The sequence below is a fragment of the Sphingobium sp. genome (assembly GCF_035511395.1).
Lineage (GTDB): Bacteria > Pseudomonadota > Alphaproteobacteria > Sphingomonadales > Sphingomonadaceae > Sphingobium.
Map to the genome: position 1 here is coordinate 1 of NZ_DATKFP010000131.1, position 18,870 is coordinate 18,870.

16 protein-coding genes and 2 pseudogenes are annotated in these 18,870 nt (G+C 60.8%); 14 read left to right on the top strand and 4 right to left on the bottom strand.

The window, feature by feature from the left end; genetic code table 11:
• The 8 genes and pseudogenes from VMR39_RS08830 to VMR39_RS08865 form a co-directional block, all read left to right on the top strand.
• Positions 1 to 183 (top strand): annotated as a pseudogene (locus tag VMR39_RS08830) (tRNA (guanosine(37)-N1)-methyltransferase TrmD); the annotation flags it as partial.
• Positions 171 to 1,286, top strand: a complete 1,116-nt coding sequence (locus VMR39_RS08835) for a PepSY-associated TM helix domain-containing protein (RefSeq protein ID WP_325415607.1) — start codon at positions 171 to 173, stop codon at positions 1,284 to 1,286. The pseudogene VMR39_RS08830 and the gene VMR39_RS08835, both read left to right, overlap by 13 nt.
• Before the next feature lie 409 nt (positions 1,287 to 1,695).
• Positions 1,696 to 2,286 carry an SRPBCC family protein gene (locus VMR39_RS08840; protein WP_325415608.1) on the top strand — a complete coding sequence of 197 codons (591 nt, stop codon included), beginning with the start codon at positions 1,696 to 1,698 and terminating at the stop codon, positions 2,284 to 2,286.
• Positions 2,286 to 3,479: a zinc-dependent alcohol dehydrogenase gene (locus tag VMR39_RS08845; RefSeq protein WP_325415609.1), complete on the top strand. Its 1,194-nt coding sequence runs from the start codon at positions 2,286 to 2,288 to the stop codon at positions 3,477 to 3,479. The genes VMR39_RS08840 and VMR39_RS08845 overlap by 1 nt, the downstream gene beginning before the upstream one ends.
• 12 nt (positions 3,480 to 3,491) lie before the next feature.
• A complete protein-coding gene (locus tag VMR39_RS08850; RefSeq protein WP_325415610.1) occupies positions 3,492 to 4,280 on the top strand; it encodes an SDR family NAD(P)-dependent oxidoreductase in 789 nt (262 codons plus the stop codon).
• Entirely contained in the window at positions 4,277 to 4,474 is a 198-nt protein-coding gene (locus tag VMR39_RS08855; protein WP_325415611.1) for a hypothetical protein, read from the top strand. The genes VMR39_RS08850 and VMR39_RS08855 overlap by 4 nt, the downstream gene beginning before the upstream one ends.
• Positions 4,475 to 4,545: 71 nt before the next feature.
• The gene (locus VMR39_RS08860; protein ID WP_325415613.1) at positions 4,546 to 5,634 is read left to right on the top strand and encodes a catalase family protein; all 1,089 of its coding nucleotides are present in this window, start codon (positions 4,546 to 4,548) and stop codon (positions 5,632 to 5,634) included.
• Positions 5,600 to 5,860: a hypothetical protein gene (locus VMR39_RS08865; RefSeq protein ID WP_325415614.1), complete on the top strand. Its 261-nt coding sequence runs from the start codon at positions 5,600 to 5,602 to the stop codon at positions 5,858 to 5,860. The genes VMR39_RS08860 and VMR39_RS08865 overlap by 35 nt, the downstream gene beginning before the upstream one ends.
• Before the next feature lie 464 nt (positions 5,861 to 6,324).
• Here VMR39_RS08865 and VMR39_RS08870 read toward each other — a convergent pair whose 3' ends face one another.
• The gene (locus tag VMR39_RS08870) at positions 6,325 to 6,861 is read right to left on the bottom strand and encodes a DUF882 domain-containing protein (protein WP_414712478.1); all 537 of its coding nucleotides are present in this window, start codon (positions 6,859 to 6,861) and stop codon (positions 6,325 to 6,327) included.
• A 230-nt stretch (positions 6,862 to 7,091) separates the two neighbouring features.
• On the opposite strand from VMR39_RS08870, the gene VMR39_RS08875 reads away from it, so the two are divergent.
• Positions 7,092 to 7,385 (top strand): peptidoglycan-binding domain-containing protein, encoded by a 294-nt coding sequence (locus VMR39_RS08875; protein WP_325415639.1) that lies wholly within the window; start codon positions 7,092 to 7,094, stop codon positions 7,383 to 7,385.
• Here VMR39_RS08875 and VMR39_RS08880 read toward each other — a convergent pair.
• The 3 genes and pseudogenes from VMR39_RS08880 to VMR39_RS08890 all read right to left on the bottom strand — a co-directional run.
• Positions 7,319 to 7,675: pseudogene (locus VMR39_RS08880) on the bottom strand (L,D-transpeptidase family protein); the annotation flags it as partial. The gene VMR39_RS08875 and the pseudogene VMR39_RS08880 sit on opposite strands and share 67 nt — an antisense overlap.
• 270 nt (positions 7,676 to 7,945) lie before the next feature.
• Positions 7,946 to 9,358 carry an amino acid permease gene (locus VMR39_RS08885; RefSeq protein ID WP_325415616.1) on the bottom strand — a complete coding sequence of 471 codons (1,413 nt, stop codon included), beginning with the start codon at positions 9,356 to 9,358 and terminating at the stop codon, positions 7,946 to 7,948.
• A 30-nt stretch (positions 9,359 to 9,388) separates the two neighbouring features.
• Entirely contained in the window at positions 9,389 to 10,693 is a 1,305-nt protein-coding gene (locus VMR39_RS08890) for an aminotransferase class III-fold pyridoxal phosphate-dependent enzyme (protein WP_325415617.1), read from the bottom strand.
• A 147-nt stretch (positions 10,694 to 10,840) separates the two neighbouring features.
• Between VMR39_RS08890 and VMR39_RS08895 the strand changes: the two genes are divergently transcribed.
• From VMR39_RS08895 to VMR39_RS08915, 5 genes are all read left to right on the top strand, one after another.
• Positions 10,841 to 12,376 (top strand): PLP-dependent aminotransferase family protein, encoded by a 1,536-nt coding sequence (locus VMR39_RS08895; RefSeq protein ID WP_325415619.1) that lies wholly within the window; start codon positions 10,841 to 10,843, stop codon positions 12,374 to 12,376.
• Positions 12,377 to 12,435: 59 nt separating this feature from the next.
• A complete protein-coding gene (locus VMR39_RS08900) occupies positions 12,436 to 13,920 on the top strand; it encodes an aldehyde dehydrogenase family protein (RefSeq protein ID WP_325415620.1) in 1,485 nt (494 codons plus the stop codon).
• A complete protein-coding gene (locus VMR39_RS08905; RefSeq protein ID WP_325415621.1) occupies positions 13,907 to 14,665 on the top strand; it encodes a sulfite exporter TauE/SafE family protein in 759 nt (252 codons plus the stop codon). The genes VMR39_RS08900 and VMR39_RS08905 overlap by 14 nt, the downstream gene beginning before the upstream one ends.
• Positions 14,666 to 14,808: 143 nt before the next feature.
• The gene (locus VMR39_RS08910) at positions 14,809 to 17,022 is read left to right on the top strand and encodes a TonB-dependent receptor (protein ID WP_325415622.1); all 2,214 of its coding nucleotides are present in this window, start codon (positions 14,809 to 14,811) and stop codon (positions 17,020 to 17,022) included.
• 12 nt (positions 17,023 to 17,034) lie between these two features.
• Positions 17,035 to 18,783, top strand: coding sequence for an amidohydrolase (locus tag VMR39_RS08915; RefSeq protein ID WP_325415623.1), 1,749 nt, complete (start codon positions 17,035 to 17,037; stop codon positions 18,781 to 18,783).
• The last annotated feature ends 87 nt before the right edge of the window (positions 18,784 to 18,870 follow it).

Here is an 18,870-nt window from a genome sequence, read left to right on the forward strand (position 1 = left end):
GCGATTAATAAACACCGACAGATTGATGATGAGCCTTACGGTGGCGGAGCAGGAATGGTAATGATGGTAGAACCGCTGGATAAATGTATTTCCGCATTAAAAGAACAGAGGGAATATGATGAAGTTATTTATCTTACACCATTCGCTTTGAAATTGGCTGGGAAGCCCGTATGCAAAAAATGAAATTGGGATGGCCCAAGCGCAAACGCTTGGCGAAATGGCATCTCACCCTCGGGCTTTTTCTAGGTCTCATCTGGTCAATCCAAGGTCTCACCGGATCGCTTCTGGTCTTTCACCGCGAGTGGGATCAGATGGGTGATGACGCGCTGACGAACGGTCCGATGCTGCACTTCTCGGATATGATAGAAAAGATTGAAGAGCGCATTGGCGTCCCGGTGCAGCGCATCACCGCCGTCGGACGTGATCCGCGGCTGCTCGAAGCGCGCTACCTTGATAAGGCCGGTCATCCCCAAGCAGCGCGCATCGATGCTGCCAGCGGCAATATCGTCGGGCAGAGGGACAGAGAGCCGACCCAACCGTTCGGAGGGGCAGCTTGGCGCTGGATCTACACTGTACATACGTCTCTTACGGTTGGTCCGTACGGTAGGATCGCCATGGGGCTCAGTGGAATACTTTTGACCTCGACGTTGATCCTCGGCCTCAAACTCGCTTGGCCAAAGGGAGGCGCATGGGCGCGCACGTTTCAATTTAGAAATCTCAGGACGACAGTCCAGAAGTTCTATTGCTGGCACCGCGCCTTCGGCAGCATTGCGTTTTGTCCGCTAGTGGTGGCAAGCCTGACCGGCATCTATCTCGTTTTCGATGCGCCGATAACTCGGACGCTGTCTAGAATGATGCCATTCCAAGCGACCGCGATGATGAGCCATCACGGTGGAATGTCTGGAGAACATGCCGATCACATCATGATTGGTCCTGACGACGCCTTCGACATCGCACGTCAACGCTTTCCAAGCGGCAGATTCATGAATCTGGAAATGCCGATTGAACATCCTGGCTATTATTCTGTCCGCTTCACACTGCCCAGCGAACTGCGCGCATGGTCGGGGCGCGCACTGGTTCAAGTCAGTGCGATGAACGGTGACATCCTGACTGTGTACAATCCCTCGTCCACGACTCCACTCAACCGGTTTGATGACTCGATATATCCAATCCACATCGGGGATGCCGGGGGCATCTTACACCGGTTAGCCATAGCAATCTTCGGTCTAAGCCTCCCATTCTTCTACTGCACCGGTCTTTTCTTGTGGTGGCGCAAACGCAAATGAGACCAGATTCAAGGTTTGATCGTAGTTTCGACCGGAAACGATGGCAGTACCTCAGCCGTTTAATTTCATCACATTAGGAGGCTTCGAGACTGGTGCGCCCCCCGCTCGCGCGGCAGGATGTCGGCCAGGGACCGAACCGAACCCCAGCCGCCAGCTGGTCCCTCGAACGGCTCAATCTCCGGATGGTCAGCACGCTGCTTGGTCATGATCATCCTTTGCCCAAGATTCGTCGGGGTCGACGGAGTTGATAGCTCGGCCAACGAAGCATGACCGCGAATGTTCAGGGCCGGCTGGCGTCGGGCAAGGAAACTGACTGATGCAAATCAGCTTTGGGCGTTTACCGCCTGAACGGCCGGAACAGTTGCGGGTGGGCATGGGTTGGCCGCCTATCCCTGTAAGGAGAAACGTCGTGGGCGATAGCCTGACGCCGGCGCGCGATGAAGCGCCGCTGAGCACATCCAAGAGAGCCGACCAGATCGAGGACGCGACCCTGTCGCTGGTCGAGACGAAGGGCGACAGCCTGTCGGCCAAGACCGTCACCATCAATCGGCCGCGGCGCGACCTCTACGATTATTGGCGCGCGCTGGAAAATCTGCCGAACTTCATGGAAAATGTCGAGCGCGTCGAAGCCTTGGAGAACGATCGCTATCGCTGGGTGGTGAAGGCACCTGCGGGCAAGAGCGTCGAATGGATCGCTGCGATCACGGAGGATCGACCAGGTGAAGTCATCGCCTGGGTTTCCGAAGACGGCGCAGATGTGCCCAACAGCGGCCGCATCGATTTTCGCGATGCGCCCGGCGGGCGCGGCAGCTGGGTGACGGCTACGATCCTCTATGATCCGCCGGGCGGCATGATCGGCAAGTTGGTCGCGAAACTGTTTCAGCGCGAACCCGCCATTCAGGCACGCCGTGACCTGCGCCGTTTCAAGCAACTGATGGAAACCGGCGAGATCGCCACAGCAGCCCGCACCACTGCACAACTGGCCGAGGAGATGGACTGATGCGCGCATTGACCTGGCATGGTAAGCATGACGTCCGCGTGGATACCGTAGACGATCCCGAAATCCTCAACCCGCGTGATGCGATCATCAAGATCACCTCGACCGCCATCTGTGGTTCCGATCTGCATCTCTACGACGGCTATATCCCGACCATGCGGGCGGGCGACATTTTGGGCCATGAGTTCATGGGCGAAGTCGTGGAAACCGGCCCCAAATCCACGCTGCGAAAGGGGCAGCGCGTGGTGGTGCCCTTCACCATCGCCTGCGGCAGTTGCTTCCATTGCAACAAACATCAATATTCCGCCTGCGACAATGGCCTGCCTGCCGACAATCAGGATATCGCGCAGGCCGCCTATGGCCAGCCCATGTCGGGCCTGTTCGGGTACAGCCACATGACTGGTGGCTATGCCGGCGGTCAGGCCGAATATGTCCGCGTCCCCTTTTCCGATGTTGGACCGATCGTCATCCCCGACGGGATCGAAGACGACAAGGTGCTGTTCCTGTCCGATATCCTGCCCACCGGCTGGCAGGCGGCGGAAAATGCCGAAATCGAACCGGGCGACACGGTGGCAGTCTGGGGCTGCGGACCAGTGGGCCTGTTCTGTGTCCAGTCCGCATTCCTTATGGGCGCCGAGCGGGTGATTGCGATCGATCACTTCCCGCACCGGCTGGACCTCGCGCGCAAATTCGGTGCGGAGACGATCAATTATGAAGAGAGCAAGACCTACGAAGCGCTGATGGAGATGACTGGCGGCATTGGCCCCGACGCCTGCATCGACGCGGTGGGGCTGGAGGCGCATGGTTTCTTCGCGGACAATGTCTGGGACCAGATCAAGGTATCGACCTTCACCGGCACCGACCGGACGCACAGCGTCCGACAGGCCATCCTGGCGTGCCGCAAAGGCGGGCGTGTGTCCATGCCGGCAGTCTATGGCGGTTTCGTCGACAAGTTTCCGCTGGGCGCCTTGATGGAGAAAGGGCTGACGCTCAAGACCGGCCAGACCCATGTGCAGCATTATATGCCCGCGCTGCTCGATGCGATCATGGAAGACAAGATCGATACGACCTTCCTCATCAGCCATCGCATGCCGCTGGAGCAGGCGGCGGAAGGCTACAAGATGTTCCATGACAAGCAGAATGAAGTGACCAAGATCGTGCTGAAGCCTGGCCTGGACCTACAAAAGCCGGCTTAAGGAGAGCAAATCATGAATTCCCCAAAATTCGCGATCGTCACGGGCGCCTCCACCGGCATCGGGTTCGAACTGGCGCATCTTGCCGCACAGCACGGCTACGACCTGCTGGTCGCAGCGGACGAGTCGCTGATCGATGCCGCCGCCACCGATTTCCGTCGACATGGTGTCGAGGTTCGATCGATCGTGGCGGACCTGGCAACGCTGGAAGGCGTCGACCAGCTGCTGGCGGCTACCAACGGACGGCCAGTCGACTTGCTTTGCGCCAATGCGGGCAAAGGGCTGGGTCACGGATTTCTCGACCAGCGGATTGCCGACTGGCGCCGGGTGATCGACACCAACATCACAGGTACGCTCTACCTGTTGCAGAAGCTTCTAAAGCCCATGGTCGACCGGGATGGAGGAAAGATTCTCATCACCGGATCGATTGCCGGCTTCATCCCCGGCAGCTTCCAGGCGGTCTATAATGGCAGCAAGGCCTTTATAGACAGCTTCGCGGACACGATCCGCAACGAGATCAAGGAAGCAAAAGGCGTCACAATCACCACCCTTATGCCCGGTCCCACGGAAACTGAGTTTTTTGACCGGGCCCAGATGGAAGACACCAGCGTCGGCACGCAGAAGAAGGACGATCCCGCCAAGGTCGCCCAGGATGGCTGGGACGCACTGATGGCCGGCAAGACGCACGTCATATCGGGCTGGAAGAACAAGCTTCAGGCTGCCGTAGCCCATGTGACGCCAGCCGCCATCCTCGTCGAACAACATCGCAAAATGGCGGAGCCGGGATCAGGAGAAGAGCAATGACCGGCAAAACCAATCCTCGCGGAAACTCCCAAACGCCGCGCGGGCCGCTCGGCGACCCCATGCCGGGGCGCGCGAAAGCAGATCCGCGGACCGGGGGAGCACAGAAACAGGAGGATGTCGATGACCGGCCCAATGTGGGCGAGGTCAAACCCGAAGATTATCCGGAGTCCGACAGGGATTCATCACGCCCCTGATTGCCGTGCCGATGGGCACCAAAACGCCGGCGATTTAACAGTCCCTTCCATAGCATTCGGAGCGATATAAGATGACCAAACCTGTTCGCTACTCTCCGGATGTGGAACAGATAGAGCCAGACGAGGCACAAACCTTGGCAGAGCTTGAAGAGCAATTTCGCAAGATCCTCGACACCACATCGAGTGATTACGGCCATGCCGTCAGAGCCGTCCATGCCAAAGGCCATGGATTGGTCCAGGGGCGACTGACAATCGCGCCGGATCTGCCACAAGAACTCGCTCAGGGGCTATTCGGCCATTCCGGTCACTACGAGGCCATCGTGCGTTTTTCGACAAATGCTGGCGATATTCTCGACGATTCCGTCCGCCTTCCCCGAGGTATCGCCCTTAAAATTCTGAACGTCATTGGCGACCGTTTACCCGGCAGCGAGTGCGACACGACGCAGGACTTCATCATGGTGAATTCGCCTGCTTTCGCTGCCCCCAATCCCAAGAAATTCCTTGGCAACATAAAACTGCTCGCGGCGACTGCCGATAAGGCTGAAGCCGGCAAAAAACTCCTCTCGGCTGTCCTTCGCGGCTTTGAAGCAACAATGGAAGCCGTCGGCACACAGTCTACAATGCTAACCACGCTTGGAGGCGCTAAGCCGATCCATCCTTTGGGCGCCACCTATTTTAGCCAGACCCCCTTTCGCTTTGGCGACTATATCGCGAAATTCTCGCTGGTTCCGATCGGTGATAACGCAGCCTTCAGCGACGAGAATATTCATGCAACCGGTCGCCCTGACGCGATCCGGGAAGATTTGACCGCCGGGCTTCTTCAGGCCGAAGCCAAATGGGAATTACGGGTTCAACTCTGCAGCGATCTCGAAAAGATGCCGATCGAAGACGCCTCGATCGCTTGGGACGAGACGGAAAGTCCTTTTCAGACCGTTGCGACATTAACCGTGCCGCTGCAATCAGGATGGAACTATGGATCGAGCGAGGAAGCCGAAGATCGCCTGTCCTTCAGTCCTTGGCATGGTCTTGCCGCGCACAGGCCACTGGGCGGGGTCAATCGGGTGCGACAGGAGAGCTATCGTCACTCCGCAGAATATCGGAGCCACTTCAACGGCTGTCCGATACATGAACCAGCGCACATCGGGGAGGTTGAGTTCTAAGGAAATTCTTGATCTGGAGGAAACCATGCCGAGCAATCGATCAGGCGCAATCAATCGCCCAGCGTGGGATGCTCGCGAGCTTTACGAGGCCTATTTGCTCATTCCTGCGGCCGATATATTGCGCCCTAAAAATCATGCGATGCTCGACGAGATGCATCGCCGCCTGTGGCGGCAGTCGATCACTTCCATGCATGGCGCGCCCTCTTCCCGTCCGATAAGCAGATGAAAATGTAATCGACCCCTGAACTCTTTTGTGGAAAAGCGCTGACAGTGTCACCGCCATCCGTTATCCAGGCAGCAATTTTCTCGAACGCGCCGGTAACGCCCCGTCCTTTGGCAACGTCGGCCCGTATCACGATGAGGTTGGCAGACGGGCCCTCTGCAGCGAGATCGCGGACCGCTTCCCTATCGCGATCAAGGACGGAAACACACCATCTTCGCGAAAGCAACGCCTGCGCCATGCCTTTCCCGATGCCTCACGCACCAACGGTCACAATTGCTGTCTTCACATTTCCTCCCACGTAACTCGCAGGACAAACGCACAGTCGGTCAATCAGGGTCTGTGAAATCCTGACTATTCTCGATTTTTCCTTGATCTTGCCGCCAACGTGCAACCTGCCGACAGCGCGCAGATCGACCCTAGCATTGGAACGAATTGCTCGGCCTAGCGCGATCAACTTGAGGCGACGCCTACCAATGTCGCACCCTTCCAGTATCAACATGGACGAAATTGCTCTCCGGATAATAGCCAACCCCGCCAGCCCGCAACGACAACGCCGCCTTATGCAGATTTGCAAGCCTCACATTACGAAGATTAATGTCGACTGCCTTGCCCAGCATGTGCTGGCTTTTGGAAGCGACGCCAAAGGTCGAGCGATGCAGCTTGCCATTGGTTCGCGGCGAGCGATAGCCCGATATCAGCGTGAAGTAGGCGCGCTTGTCAGCCCCGGTTGCCCGCTTTAGCTGGACCAGAGTATCGAACAGATCGGTGTCGATCCGCGCCACGTCATTCGTGCGCCAGTCGCGCAGGAAATGGTTCAGTTCGGCCATCCCGGACTTGCGAAACTTGCCGCCCGAGTAGTAGCAGACGTCTACACGCTCCCCATTGTGAGAATTGTGGAACAGGAGCCGCCTTTCCGGGACGGCCGCCCATGCAGCAGAAGAAAATAGCTGGCTTGCGCCACACGCAGCGGCGCCCCACAGCACCGACCGTCTGTCAAATATCATAAATTTTCGTTGGTCCCGAAATATGCTCAGGGAGACAAAGGCCGCTTGCCAGCGTTTCCTATGCAGCTGGCATATAGGGATTTTCCAGGCTCATGAAAAGGCGGGTTCCGCTTCGATTTCTTATTTTGCCCTCAGCTGGTCTCATTTTTGGCAATCCCGTTGCTGTTGCGCACCCCGTCGCCGATCAAACAGGGGAAGCGATCCGCCTGCCTTCTAGCATAAACACCCAGATGTTCGAGGCGCAGGTCCTGTTGGATCGGGCGGGCTTCGGTCCCGGGGTCATCGATGGACGCCATGGCCGCTTCTTCGTCGCCGCCCTTACCGCTTTCCAGCAGGCGAGCGGCCTCAATCCATCAGGCACTCTCGACAAACCCACACTGGCAGGTCTTCGGCGGGACGGCGCCCCTATTGTCATTCGCATGTTGCTAAAGGATGACGTGCTGGACGCTTCATTCTTGGCGGCAAGTTCCTTTTTCTCGATCGAGCGCGGCACGGTCCAGGTGGGATTGGGGACCAAGCGGTAGATGGGCGATCCCAGCTGCGGCGTCTCCGTGTCCGGCTCCCCGACCTCGACCTTGCGCACATCGGCTACCTTTGCATCGCGCCAATAGGTCGGGCGGGCCGTCGCGAGATTGACGTCAATGCGCGTTGCAGGCGGGCGCCGATTCAACCAGCGTTCCCCCTCCATGGCAACGGCTAGTGCCTTGGCCTTGTCAATTTCTGACAGATTAAGGATTTCGAGCGCCTGTGCGCCGATCTCTCCGTCTGGATCGATGTCGAAATCTGCTTGCATCCGTTTCACAGCGTTGACCATCGCATCATAATATCGGTGACCGCCGGGCTGAGCCTTGTCGAGATAGTCGGACGAGACGAGCGCCTGCGCGAATGAATTTCGGCCTCGACCCGATGATATGTCGAAGCGCCCCTGTCCGTTTGATAACGATCTTCAACCCAAGCCGCTATGTGACGCAATCGCTGCTGCTTTTAATGCCGCAGCCAGCCGTTGATTCGTTGATCCCACGCTTCTCTGAAGCGAATCCTGCCAGCCGTTCACGGACTATTTCTTAGTCCCGGTTCCTGCCACTCATTCGAAAATGCAAGGCTGATCTAAATCCTCCGCGGAAGACCGGTTCCAATGCCGGATCTGGTATGCGCCAAGAGCAAATAGGAGACTAGCCAATCCCATAGCCAGCGGCAGGCGCTGGTCAGGGATAAAGGCCATGGCGGCCAACACTCCGATCATTCCAGCGACCGCTACATAAGACAGCCAGGGAAAAGCCCACATGCGCGCGTCGCCCGGAAGCCGTCCTTCGCCCTCCAGCCGCCGCCGAAGCTTTACCTGCGAAATGGCAATGAAGAGATATACGAAAAGCGCGACGGTTCCGTAGGAGTTGACGAGAAAGGCGAAGACCATGTCTGGCGACATATAGGCCATCACCACTGCTGCGTAACCGAAGATTGTGCTGAAAAGGATCGCCCGAACCGGCACGCCCTTTCCATTGAGCTTTGCAAGGCCAGCAGGGGCATCCCCTTCCCGCGTCAGCGCGAAGATCATGCGCGAAGAAGCATAAAGCCCTGAATTGAGCGCGGAGAGCACAGCAGTGAGGATCACCAGCTTCATAATCTGCGCGGCGGCGGGGACGCCCATGACCGTCATGGCGCTGACATAGGGCGCCGCCATTTCCGGCGCGTTCCACGGGAGGATCGTCACCACCAGCAGTACCGACCCCACATAAAAAACGAGGACGCGCGTGATGACGCTGTTGGTCGCCTTCGCCACGGCCTTGCCCGGTTCCTTGGCTTCGGCGGCGGCGATGGTCACGACCTCCGCGCCGAAGTAAAAACCGGTGGCGGCGACCGCACCACTCAGCACTGGCGCAAGGCCATGGGGCATGAAGCCGCCATGCGCTGTCAGATTGGCGAAGCCCGGCGTCAGAACGCCTCCCGTTCCCGGCCAGAAACCCAGCACATAGCAGGAACCGAGCAGCAGAAAGACGAGGATCATCGTCACCTTGATCGACGCAAACCAGAATTCGATCTCGCCATAGGATTTGACCGACACGAAATTGGAGAGGGTCAGGATCAACATCAACCCCAAACTGATCGACCAGAGCGGCAGTCCCGGCAGCCATGTACGGATCAGCTCGGCACCCGCAACCGCCTCGATCGCGACGACGATCACCCAGAAATACCAGTACATCCAGCCGGTCAGGAACCCCGCCAGATCGCCCAGCGCCAGCCGCGCATATTCGTAGAAGGAACCGGTACGCGGCATCGCAACCGCCATTTCACCGAGCATCTTCATGACCAGCACGACGAGCAAGCCGGTGATCAGGAAGGAAATGACGGCGGCAGGTCCGGCAGAGGCGATCACGACCTTGCTGCCGACGAACAGTCCGGCGCCGATCACGCCACCGAGCGCGATCATCGACATATGCCGTTGTTTCAGGCTGTGGCGCAGGCCGGTATCTTCGGACGGGTTGGGCAAGGAAGTCATTTACGTCTCCGCCTCTATTGAACGTAGGACTTAGCGCCATTCCGCCAGTGTGGTGCGAAGGATCGCGACGATCGCGTCGATCTGCTCGGTCGTGACGATGAAGGCCGGTGCAAGGATCGCAGCGTCGCCGGTCGTCTTGAGATGCAGCCCGGCGTCGAACAGCCGCTTCTGGATCAAATGTCCGCGCAGCCCCGGCTTATCGAGTGGAAGCAGGTCGATTCCCGCCAGCATCCCGAAGACGCGGATATCCGTCACGACCGGCAGTTCCGCCAGACCGTGCAGCGCGTCTTCCAAATAGGCGGACAGCAGCGCCGCCCGGTCGAACAGCCGCTCCTCCTCATAGATTTTGAGCGCCGCCAGACTCGCCGCGCAGGAGGCGGGGTGTGCCGAAAAAGTATAGCCATGGAAAAATTCGGGCTGGTCGGCAGCCGCTGCTGCGATGATCGTGTCATGGATTTTGCGACGCACCGCGACCGCTGCCATGGGCTGGGCGCCGTTTGTGATCGCCTTCGCCATGGTGATCATGTCGGGCGTGACGTTGAAAGCCTGCGCGGCAAAAGCGTGGCCGGTGCGGCCAAAGCCGGTTATCACCTCGTCAAACACCAGCAATATGCCATGTTCCGTACAGATGTCGCGCAACCGCTCCAGATAGCCGACCGGCGGCACCAGCACGCCGGTCGATCCGGCGATTGGTTCGACGAAGCAGGCCGCGATATTTTCGGCGCCATGCAGCGTGATCAGGCGCTTCAGATCATCGGCCAGTTCCGCTCCGGCCTGCGGTTGCCCCTTGGCGAAGCGCGATTCCGGCGTCCAAGTGTGGCGCATATGGACGATGCCCGCGATGCCGGGACCGTAAGCACGGCGATTGGGCAGCATCCCCGACAAGGCAACGCCGCCGAAATTCACGCCATGATAGGCTCGCTCGCGCGAGACGAACATGGTCCGGCCTGCTTCGCCACGTGCGCGATGATAGGCGAGCGCGATCTTCATCGCGCTTTCGACCGCCTCCGACCCCGAATTGGCGAAGAAGATGCGGTCCATCCCCTCTGGCGTGATCTTCGCAATGGCGGAGGCGGCGCGGAAGGATTGGGGATGGCCCCGCGTGAAGCTGGGCGCATAGTCGAGCGTCAGCAGCTGTTCGCGCACCGCATCGGCGATTTCCGCCCGGCCATGGCCGGCGGGACAGGTGAACAGGCCCGAACAGCCGTCTAGGATCGGCTGGTCGGCCTCGCCATAATAGGTCATCCCCTCGGCGCGGCAGAGCAGCTTCGGCTCGGCGCGGAAATCGCGGTTTGCGGTGAAGGGCATCCAGTGATGGTCGAGATTAGGGCGCATGGTTCCTGCCTTCAAAAATATGACTTGCGGATGACAGCCAACCAACGTCAGATTTCGCAGCTGCAATAGAGCCAGAGCACGCGAATCGCTTGGACAAGGGCTCGGACAGTTGGAGGATGCTGTGTACCGAGGGTGAAGGAGTGACCTTTGGGAAGACCGGATAATCAGTTGTGGGAAAGACTGTTCAGCGTGCGCGGTTCGGATCCGCGCCCGTTGCAGTCGCAAATCCGCGTTGCCGTGGTCGATGCGATCTTGGGCGGTGTGCTGCCCGCCGGATCCGCCGCCCCATCCAGCCGCGAACTGGCCAAATCGCTCAAGGTGTCACGCAATACGGTGATCCTCGCCTATCAACAGCTGGTCGACGACGGCTATCTGGTTTCGCGGGAACGCAGCGGCTTCAGCGTCGCAGCCGATCCGCCCGCCAGCCTGGTCCAGCCGCAGAGCAAGCCGGCACCGCCCGCTATCACTGTCCCTTACCAGCCTGCGCAATGGGATCAGCGCTTTCGGGTGCGCAGTTCCACCTTCCGCAGCATCGCCAAGCCGTCGGACTGGCAATCCTATCCCTATCCCTTCCTGTACGGCCAGTTCGATCCCGACCTGTTCCCGATCGCCGACTGGCGGCAATGCTGTCGCCAGGCGCTCAGCATCATGGAATTGAAGGACTGGGCGCCCGACAAGATCGACGAGGACGACCCGCTGCTGGTCGAGCAATTGCGCAGCCGCATTCTGCCCCGGCGCGGTATCTGGGCGCAGCCCGACGAGATCATGATCACCCTGGGCGCGCAGCAGGCGCTCTATCTGCTCGCGGACCTGCTGTTTCATCGCAACAGCGTGGTGGGCATTGAAGACCCCGGCTATCCCGACATGCGCAATATCGCCGCGCTGCGCTGCGATCATGTGCCGCTGCTGCCGGTGGACGCCGAAGGACTGATACCGGGGCGGGACATGGCGGTGTGCGACTATGTCTATGTGACGCCCAGCCACCAGTGCCCGACGACCGTGACGATGCCGATCGACCGGCGGTTCGAACTGTTGGCCGAGGGCACACGGCGCGGCACGGTGTTCATCGAGGATGATTATGAGAGCGAGACGCGGCTCACCACCCCGCCCCTGCCCGCACTCAAGAGCCTCGATACCGATGGGCGGGTAATCTATGTCGGCAGCCTGTCCAAGGTGCTGGCGCCCGGACTGCGGCTCGGCTTCATCGTCGCGTCGCCGGACCTGATCCGCGAGGCGCGGGCGTTGCGACGGTTGATGGTGCGCCACCCGCCCTTCAACAATCAGCGGACCACTGCCCTATTCCTGTCACTTGGTCATTATGAGGCGCTGGTAGGCCGGTTGGCGCAGGTATTTTCGGAACGCTCGCGCGTGCTGCGCGAGGCGCTGGCGCGGCATCTGCCCCAGTTTCGGGTGAGCGACGGCAGCGGCGGGTCGAGCCTCTGGCTGGAGGGGCCACGCGGTTTCAATGCGCAGGCGGCGGCCGACCGGGCGCGGGCGCAGGGATTGCTGATCGAGCCGGGCAATGTCTTTTTCGGACGTCCGGACCATGGGCGGCCCTGCTTCCGTCTCGGCTATTCTTCGGTACCGGTCGAGCGCATCGAGCCGGGCATCGCCCTGCTGGCGCGCTGTGTGGAGGAGCAGTTGATGGCGGCTGGCTCGTCGGATCAGGGCAACTGGACCTAACCGGCAGGACATTGCGGGTCGTAAGGGTCATGGCAGAACCCCCTATCGGATGTTTTGCCATGACGATCCTTGCCGAAAAGCCTGCCCCCCTGTCCGCCCTTGCCGCTTTGGAAGGTCATCTGATCGATGGCGCCATCGTGCCGGCGGCAGCATCCTTCCCCGTTCTCAATCCGGCGACGGGCAAGGTCATCGGTCAGGCTGCGCGCGGCAATGCGGGGGATGTCGCTGCCGCCGTCGCAGCTGCACGGCGTGCGCAGACCGGATGGGCAGCACTCGCGGCGCGCGAGCGCGGCCGGCTGGTCGCCGCCTGCGCGACGCGGCTGCTGGAGGAGAAGAAATCCGTGGCCCGCCTGCTGGCGATGGAAACCGGCAAGGCGATCCGCACCGAAAGTCGGCCGGAAGTGGTGACGGCGGCGGACATCCTGTCCTTCTATGGCGGTTTGGGGTCGGAACTGAAGGGCGAGACGCTGCCCTTCCGGCCCGATCTGTTGTCGGTCACGACCCGCGAACCGCTCGGCGTGGTCGGCGCGATCCTGCCCTGGAACGTGCCGCTGGTGTTGATGATGCTGAAGATCGCGCCTGCTCTAGTCGCGGGCAATAGCGTCGTCGTGAAATCCGCCGAGGAAGCCCCCTTCGCCACGCTGGAGGCCGGGCGACTGATGGCCGAACTTCTCCCGCCCGGCGTCATCAATATCGTCTCGGGCTTTGGCGAGGATTGCGGCGCAGCGCTGGTCGCCCATCCGCATGTCGCCAAGATCACCTTCACCGGATCGCAGCCGGTGGGCGAGATCATCTATGGCGCAGCGGCGGCGCGGATCATTCCGGTGACGCTCGAATTGGGTGGCAAAAGCCCGATGATCGTCATGGCCGACGCCGATCTCGACCACGCCATAGCGGGTGCGGTTGCCGGGATGCGCTTCACCCGTCAGGGGCAGAGCTGCACTGCCGCCAGCCGCATCTACGTCCATGCCGATGTCTACGATCGCTTCGTGGCGGGGCTGGAACAGGCGGTGCGCGGCCTCAAGATGGGCGATCCGCTGGACGAGGCGACCGATATCGGCACCGTCATCTCGCCCGAGCAGAAGGAGCGGATCGACGCCTATATCGCCATGGGCCTCCAGACGCCCGGCGCGCGCGCGATCGAATGCGGAATGCTGCCCGACGATCCGTCGCTCGACCCGGCGCTGTTCGCGCTGCCGATATTGTTCACCGGCCTCCCCGAAGACAGCCCGTTGATGCGCGAGGAAATTTTCGGACCGGTCGCGGCGATCACGTCATGGACCGATTATGAAGCGGTGATCGCGGCTGCCAACGACAGCGATTTCGGACTGGCTGCGTCGATCTGGACCAATGATCTCAGCGCCGCGCTGGATGCGACGCGGCGGATCAACGCCGGCTATGTGCAGGTGAACCAGAATCTCACCATCCAGCCCAATCTCAGCTATGGCGGCTTCGGCAAGTCGGGGCTGGGCAAGGAAGCCTCGCTCGAAGCCATGCTGGAGCATTTCACGCGCAAGAAGACGATCGTCTTTGCCGCTGCCTGACATGGTTTCTGCGCTGACGCCCGGCCAGTGGGTGCTCTGCCTGACCGCGGTGTTGCTGAGCGGCGTGCTGCGCGGCTTCAGCGGCTTCGGCTTCGCGCTGGCGGCGACGCCGCTGCTGGGCAGCATCATGCCCCCGGCCAAGGCGGTGCCGATCGTGCTGCTGCTCCAGATCGGCACCAGCTTCGTCAGCGCGCGGGCGACGCTGGCGGAGGCGGAGTATCGCAGCGCCCTCCCTATCGGCCTTGGCGCGATGGTCGCCGCGCCGCTGGGAAGCTGGATGCTGGCATGGGTGAGCGACGGCGCCGCGCGTATGCTGGCGGCGTCGCTCACGCTCTTCTCGGTCGCGGTGCTTGCGGCAGGCATCCGCTTCCTGCGTCGCCCCGGCATCGTCATGTCGCTGGGATCGGGGCTGGCGGCGGGCTTGTTCGGCGGGCTATGCGCCATGCCGGGGCCGCCGGTGATCCTTTATTATCTCGCCTCCCCGGTCGAACCGGCGCAGGCGCGGGCGTCGATGATCCTCATCTTTCTTGCGACATCACTCGCCGCCTGCGCGGGCGCGGCAGCGGCCGGGCTGGTATCGATCACGACAATGGTCATCGTCCTCGCTTCCGCCCCGATGATGGTGGCCGGCACATGGGTGGGCGGGCAGTTGTTCCTGCGCCACAGCGGCAGCCATTATCGCCGCGCCAGCATGGCGGCGCTGGTGCTGGTCGCGATCATCGCCTTCTGGCGCGCCTTTCACTGACTGGCTGGCACCATCGGTTCCGATCGTCTGGACCATGACGGGTGCCTGCACAGCCTGCAACCTCATTGCAACAAAGGCGAACCCGCAAAGGGCCGCGCCGGAGAGGATGCCTGTTCATACAATCCGTTAAGGGGGATTTTTGCATGAACAGAGCCATTGATCGCTACAAGCCGAGACGTCTGGCCTTGATGCTGGGGAGCATCCTGACCGCCAGCGCCACCCCAGTCCTTGCCGCCGATGCTGCGGACCAGGACGGCATGGACGAGATCGTCGTCACCGCCCAGAAGCGCGCGGAAAATGCGCAGGAGGTGCCGATTTCGATCCAGAGCATGTCCTCCGACGCGCTGGCGAAGATCGGTGCGGCCAAGTTGCAGGATATCGAATTTGCTGCACCGTCCCTCTCCTTCGGTGACGGCAGCGAACAGGGGCGCACCGGCATTCGCGGCATCATCGATTATTCGCGCAGTGCCGGCTACGACAGCCGCGTCGGCATCTATGTGGACGGCGTCTATTACAGCCGATCCTGGATGAACAACCAGACCCTGCTCGGCATCCAACAGGTCGATGTGCTGCGCGGACCACAGGGCACCTTGTTCGGCAAGAATACCGATGCGGGCGTCATCGCCGTCACGACCATCCGCCCGTCCAGGGAACTGAACGGCCAGGTCGAGACGGAGGTCGGCAATTTCAGCCTGACCCGCTTTGCCGGGCGCGTGAATGTGCCACTGAGCGACGCCTGGGCCTTTCAGATCGCCGCGACCAAACTCGACAGCGACGGCTACTATCGCAACACCCTGCTCAACAGGAAGAATATGGGGGTGGATTCGACAGCGGTACGCGGCCAGTTGCGCTTTCACCCCGACAGCGATGTCGATCTGCTGCTGACCGGCGACTATGCCGACGATGACAATGCGACGCTGCATTACACCTACAAGCCCGCCGCCGGGACCGATCCTTACAGCTTCCGATCCTATTATGACGACAATGCCGCCCGACGCAGTGGCGGCCTGTCGCTCAGCGCCGATTTCGGATTGGCCGGCGGTTTCGATCTCACCGCCATCTCCGCATGGCGCAAGGGACGGCAGATCATCGGCTTCAACAATGAAACCGGCGCCCCGCCCTTCCTGACCGCGCGGTTCAACGCCTTGACCGAGCAATTTTCGCAGGAACTGCGCATCGCCTCGCCCAAATGGGATGTGTTCGATTTCGTGGCGGGCCTTTATTATTTCCACCAGAAGAACAGCGACCGTCCGACCAGTGACTGGGGCGCCGGCGTCGCCTTCTTTCCCGCGCCGCTGGGCGCCTATGCCGGCCGGCAGACCAGGGCGCTCGCGATCGTGTCGACCGATTCCTATGGCGCCTTCGTGCACGCCAATGTTCGTGTCACCGATCGGGTCGAACTGACCGGCGGCATAAGGTACACATGGGAGAAGAAGTCGCTCGACAATCTCACCACCTACGATCCGCTGGGCGCTCTCAATATGCCTTTGAACGGCTATAGCGATGATTTCGGCCAGGGCATGTTCACGCCCAAGGGCGGCGTCAATTTCAAGGTCAATCGCGACCTCATGCTATTCGCCTCGGTCGGGCGCGGCTTCAAGAGTGGCGGCTTCAATGTCGAGGCGACCAGCGCCACCCAGTTTGCCGCGGGCCTGCGCTTCCGCCCCGAAACCGTGACCAGCTATGAAATGGGCATGAAGGCGGAGTTTCTGGATCGCAAGGCGCGGTTGAACGTCACTGGATTCTACCAGAAGTTCAAGGACTTCCAGGTCTTCACTTTCACCAATGTCCAGATTGGCGGCGTCACCTACAGCACCACCAGCCTGTCCAATGCGGGTGCCGTCATCTCCAAGGGGATCGAGAGCGAATTCACCCTGGCTCCTGTCGAGGGACTGACATTGTCGGCGACCTACACCTATAATATCAGCAAGTTCACCAGCTATCCGGGCGGCGGCGGCAGCTATAATAGCGCGCTGCTGGATGCGGACGGTGTGCAGACGCCCTATGCGCCCAAGCATAAGGCCTATCTGGCGGCGGATTTTAGCACCGCGCTGTTTTCCTGGGCGGATGCCTCTGCACATTTCGGTTACAGCATGCAATCGAGCCAGAATTTCGACCCGAAGGTCGTCAATCCGCTCTACCATGCAGCCTATTTCCTGCCGAGCTATGATCTGGCCGACGCGCGGATCGGCCTGTCGGCGCCCAATGGCGGCGCGTGGAGCGTCTCCTTCTGGTCCAAGAACCTGTTCGACAAGCAATATCTCAAATTCGTCAACCGTACCGCACTGCTCGGCACGGCGGCCGTCCTTTATGGCGAGCCGCGCAGCTATGGCGCGACGCTGCGATACAAATTCTGAGGCGAGGGAAGAATGATGCGCGCATTGCATATGACATGGCTGGGGATGGGCGCGCTGGCGCTTGCTTCCATGGCGCAGGCCGGAACGCCTGCACCGCCCCCTGCTCTGGCCGACACAGTCTATCTGAACGGCACCATCCGTACCATGGAAGCCCCCGATGCTGTGGCGCAGGCGGTGGCGGTCCGGCAAGGCAAGATACTCGCCGTCGGCAGCAATCAGGCGATGCGGGCATATGCAGGCCCGCATACCCTGCGCGTCAACCTGCATGGCCGAACCATGTTGCCAGGCTTCATCGATGCGCACGGCCATATATCCGGGGTCGCGGCGCAGGTGGACTTCGCCAACCTGTCCTCTCCCCCCGTGTCGGGCGTGACCGATATCGCCTCCTTGCAGCAGGCGTTGCGCGATCATATCCGCAACAAGGACATAGCGCCGGACGGTTGGGTGCAAGGGTGGGGTTATGACGATGCCACGCTGGCCGAACATCGCCATCCTACCCGACAGGAACTGGACGCCGTCTCCACCGATCGGCCGATCCTGTTGTTCCACACCTCCGGCCATCTCGCGGTCGCCAACAGCAAGGCGCTGGAAATGGCGCATCTTCTGAACGGCGCGCCCAATCCGCCCAACGGCGTGATCCGGCGCGACGCGGATGGCAAGACCGCATCGGGCGTGCTGGAGGAAGCCGCCGTGTTCGCCATTGGTGCGCTACTGCCCCGACCAACGCTGGACCAGCGCGTCAGCGCGCTCGACAAGGCGCAGCATGTCTACTCCAGCTACGGCATCACCACCGCACAGGACGGCGCCATCTCGCCGGCCGATTATGCGGCTCTTCAGGAAGCGGCGCGGCGCAAGGCGTTGTTCATCGACATCGGCGCGCTGCTGTTCTTCCGCGCGCCATGGCAAAATCTGGAGGCACTGCCGATCGGCGCGGACTATCAGGATCATCTGCGCATCCTTGGCCTGAAGCTGATGCTCGACGGATCGCCGCAAGGCCGCACCGCCTGGCTCAGCCAGCCCTATCATCATGCGCCCGAAGGCCTCCCCGTCGATTATCATGGCTATGCGCAGGTCAAGGATGACGAACTGCGCGGCTGGCTCAACCGGGCAGCGGATCATGACTGGCAGGTCTTCGTCCATGTGAACGGCGATCAGGCGATGCAGCAGCTTATCGACCAGATCGCGGCCGTCGACGCCACCCGCGCGAAACCCGTAGAGCGCACCATCGCGATCCACAGCCAGGTAGTGACACCCGGTCAACTCGAACGAATGAAGGCGCTGGATATTCAGCCCAGCTTCTTCGTCGCACACACCTTCTACTGGGGCGACTGGCATCGGCAGGTGACGCTAGGCGAACCGCGTGCCGAGCGCATTTCACCACTCGCCGAAGCGCTGACGGTTGGCCTCACCCCCTCCACCCATAATGACGCGCCGGTCGTTCCGCCGGACATCATGCGGCTTGTCTGGTCTTCCGTCGCGCGCAAGACACGCACAGGTTTCGTGCTGGGGCAGCAAGAACGAGTGTCAGCCTATGACGCGCTGCTGATGGTGACGCGGAATGCCGCCTGGCAAATCCATGAGGAAATCCGGAAGGGCACGATCACGCCGGGCAAGGATGCGGACCTAGTCGTGCTCGATCGGGATCCTGTAAAGGTCAAGCCTGACAGTGTCCAGACTATCCATATCATGCAGACGATCAAAAATGGTCGCCTGATATTCAAAGCTCAGTGGGAAACTGCTCCATTTTCTCCGTCCCTGTAACATATTGGTGCAAGCATATTAAAAGCCGCCCGAAATGGACAATACGGACCCGATCAACCGGTAGAGTCAGGGAGTGGCGCGGTATCG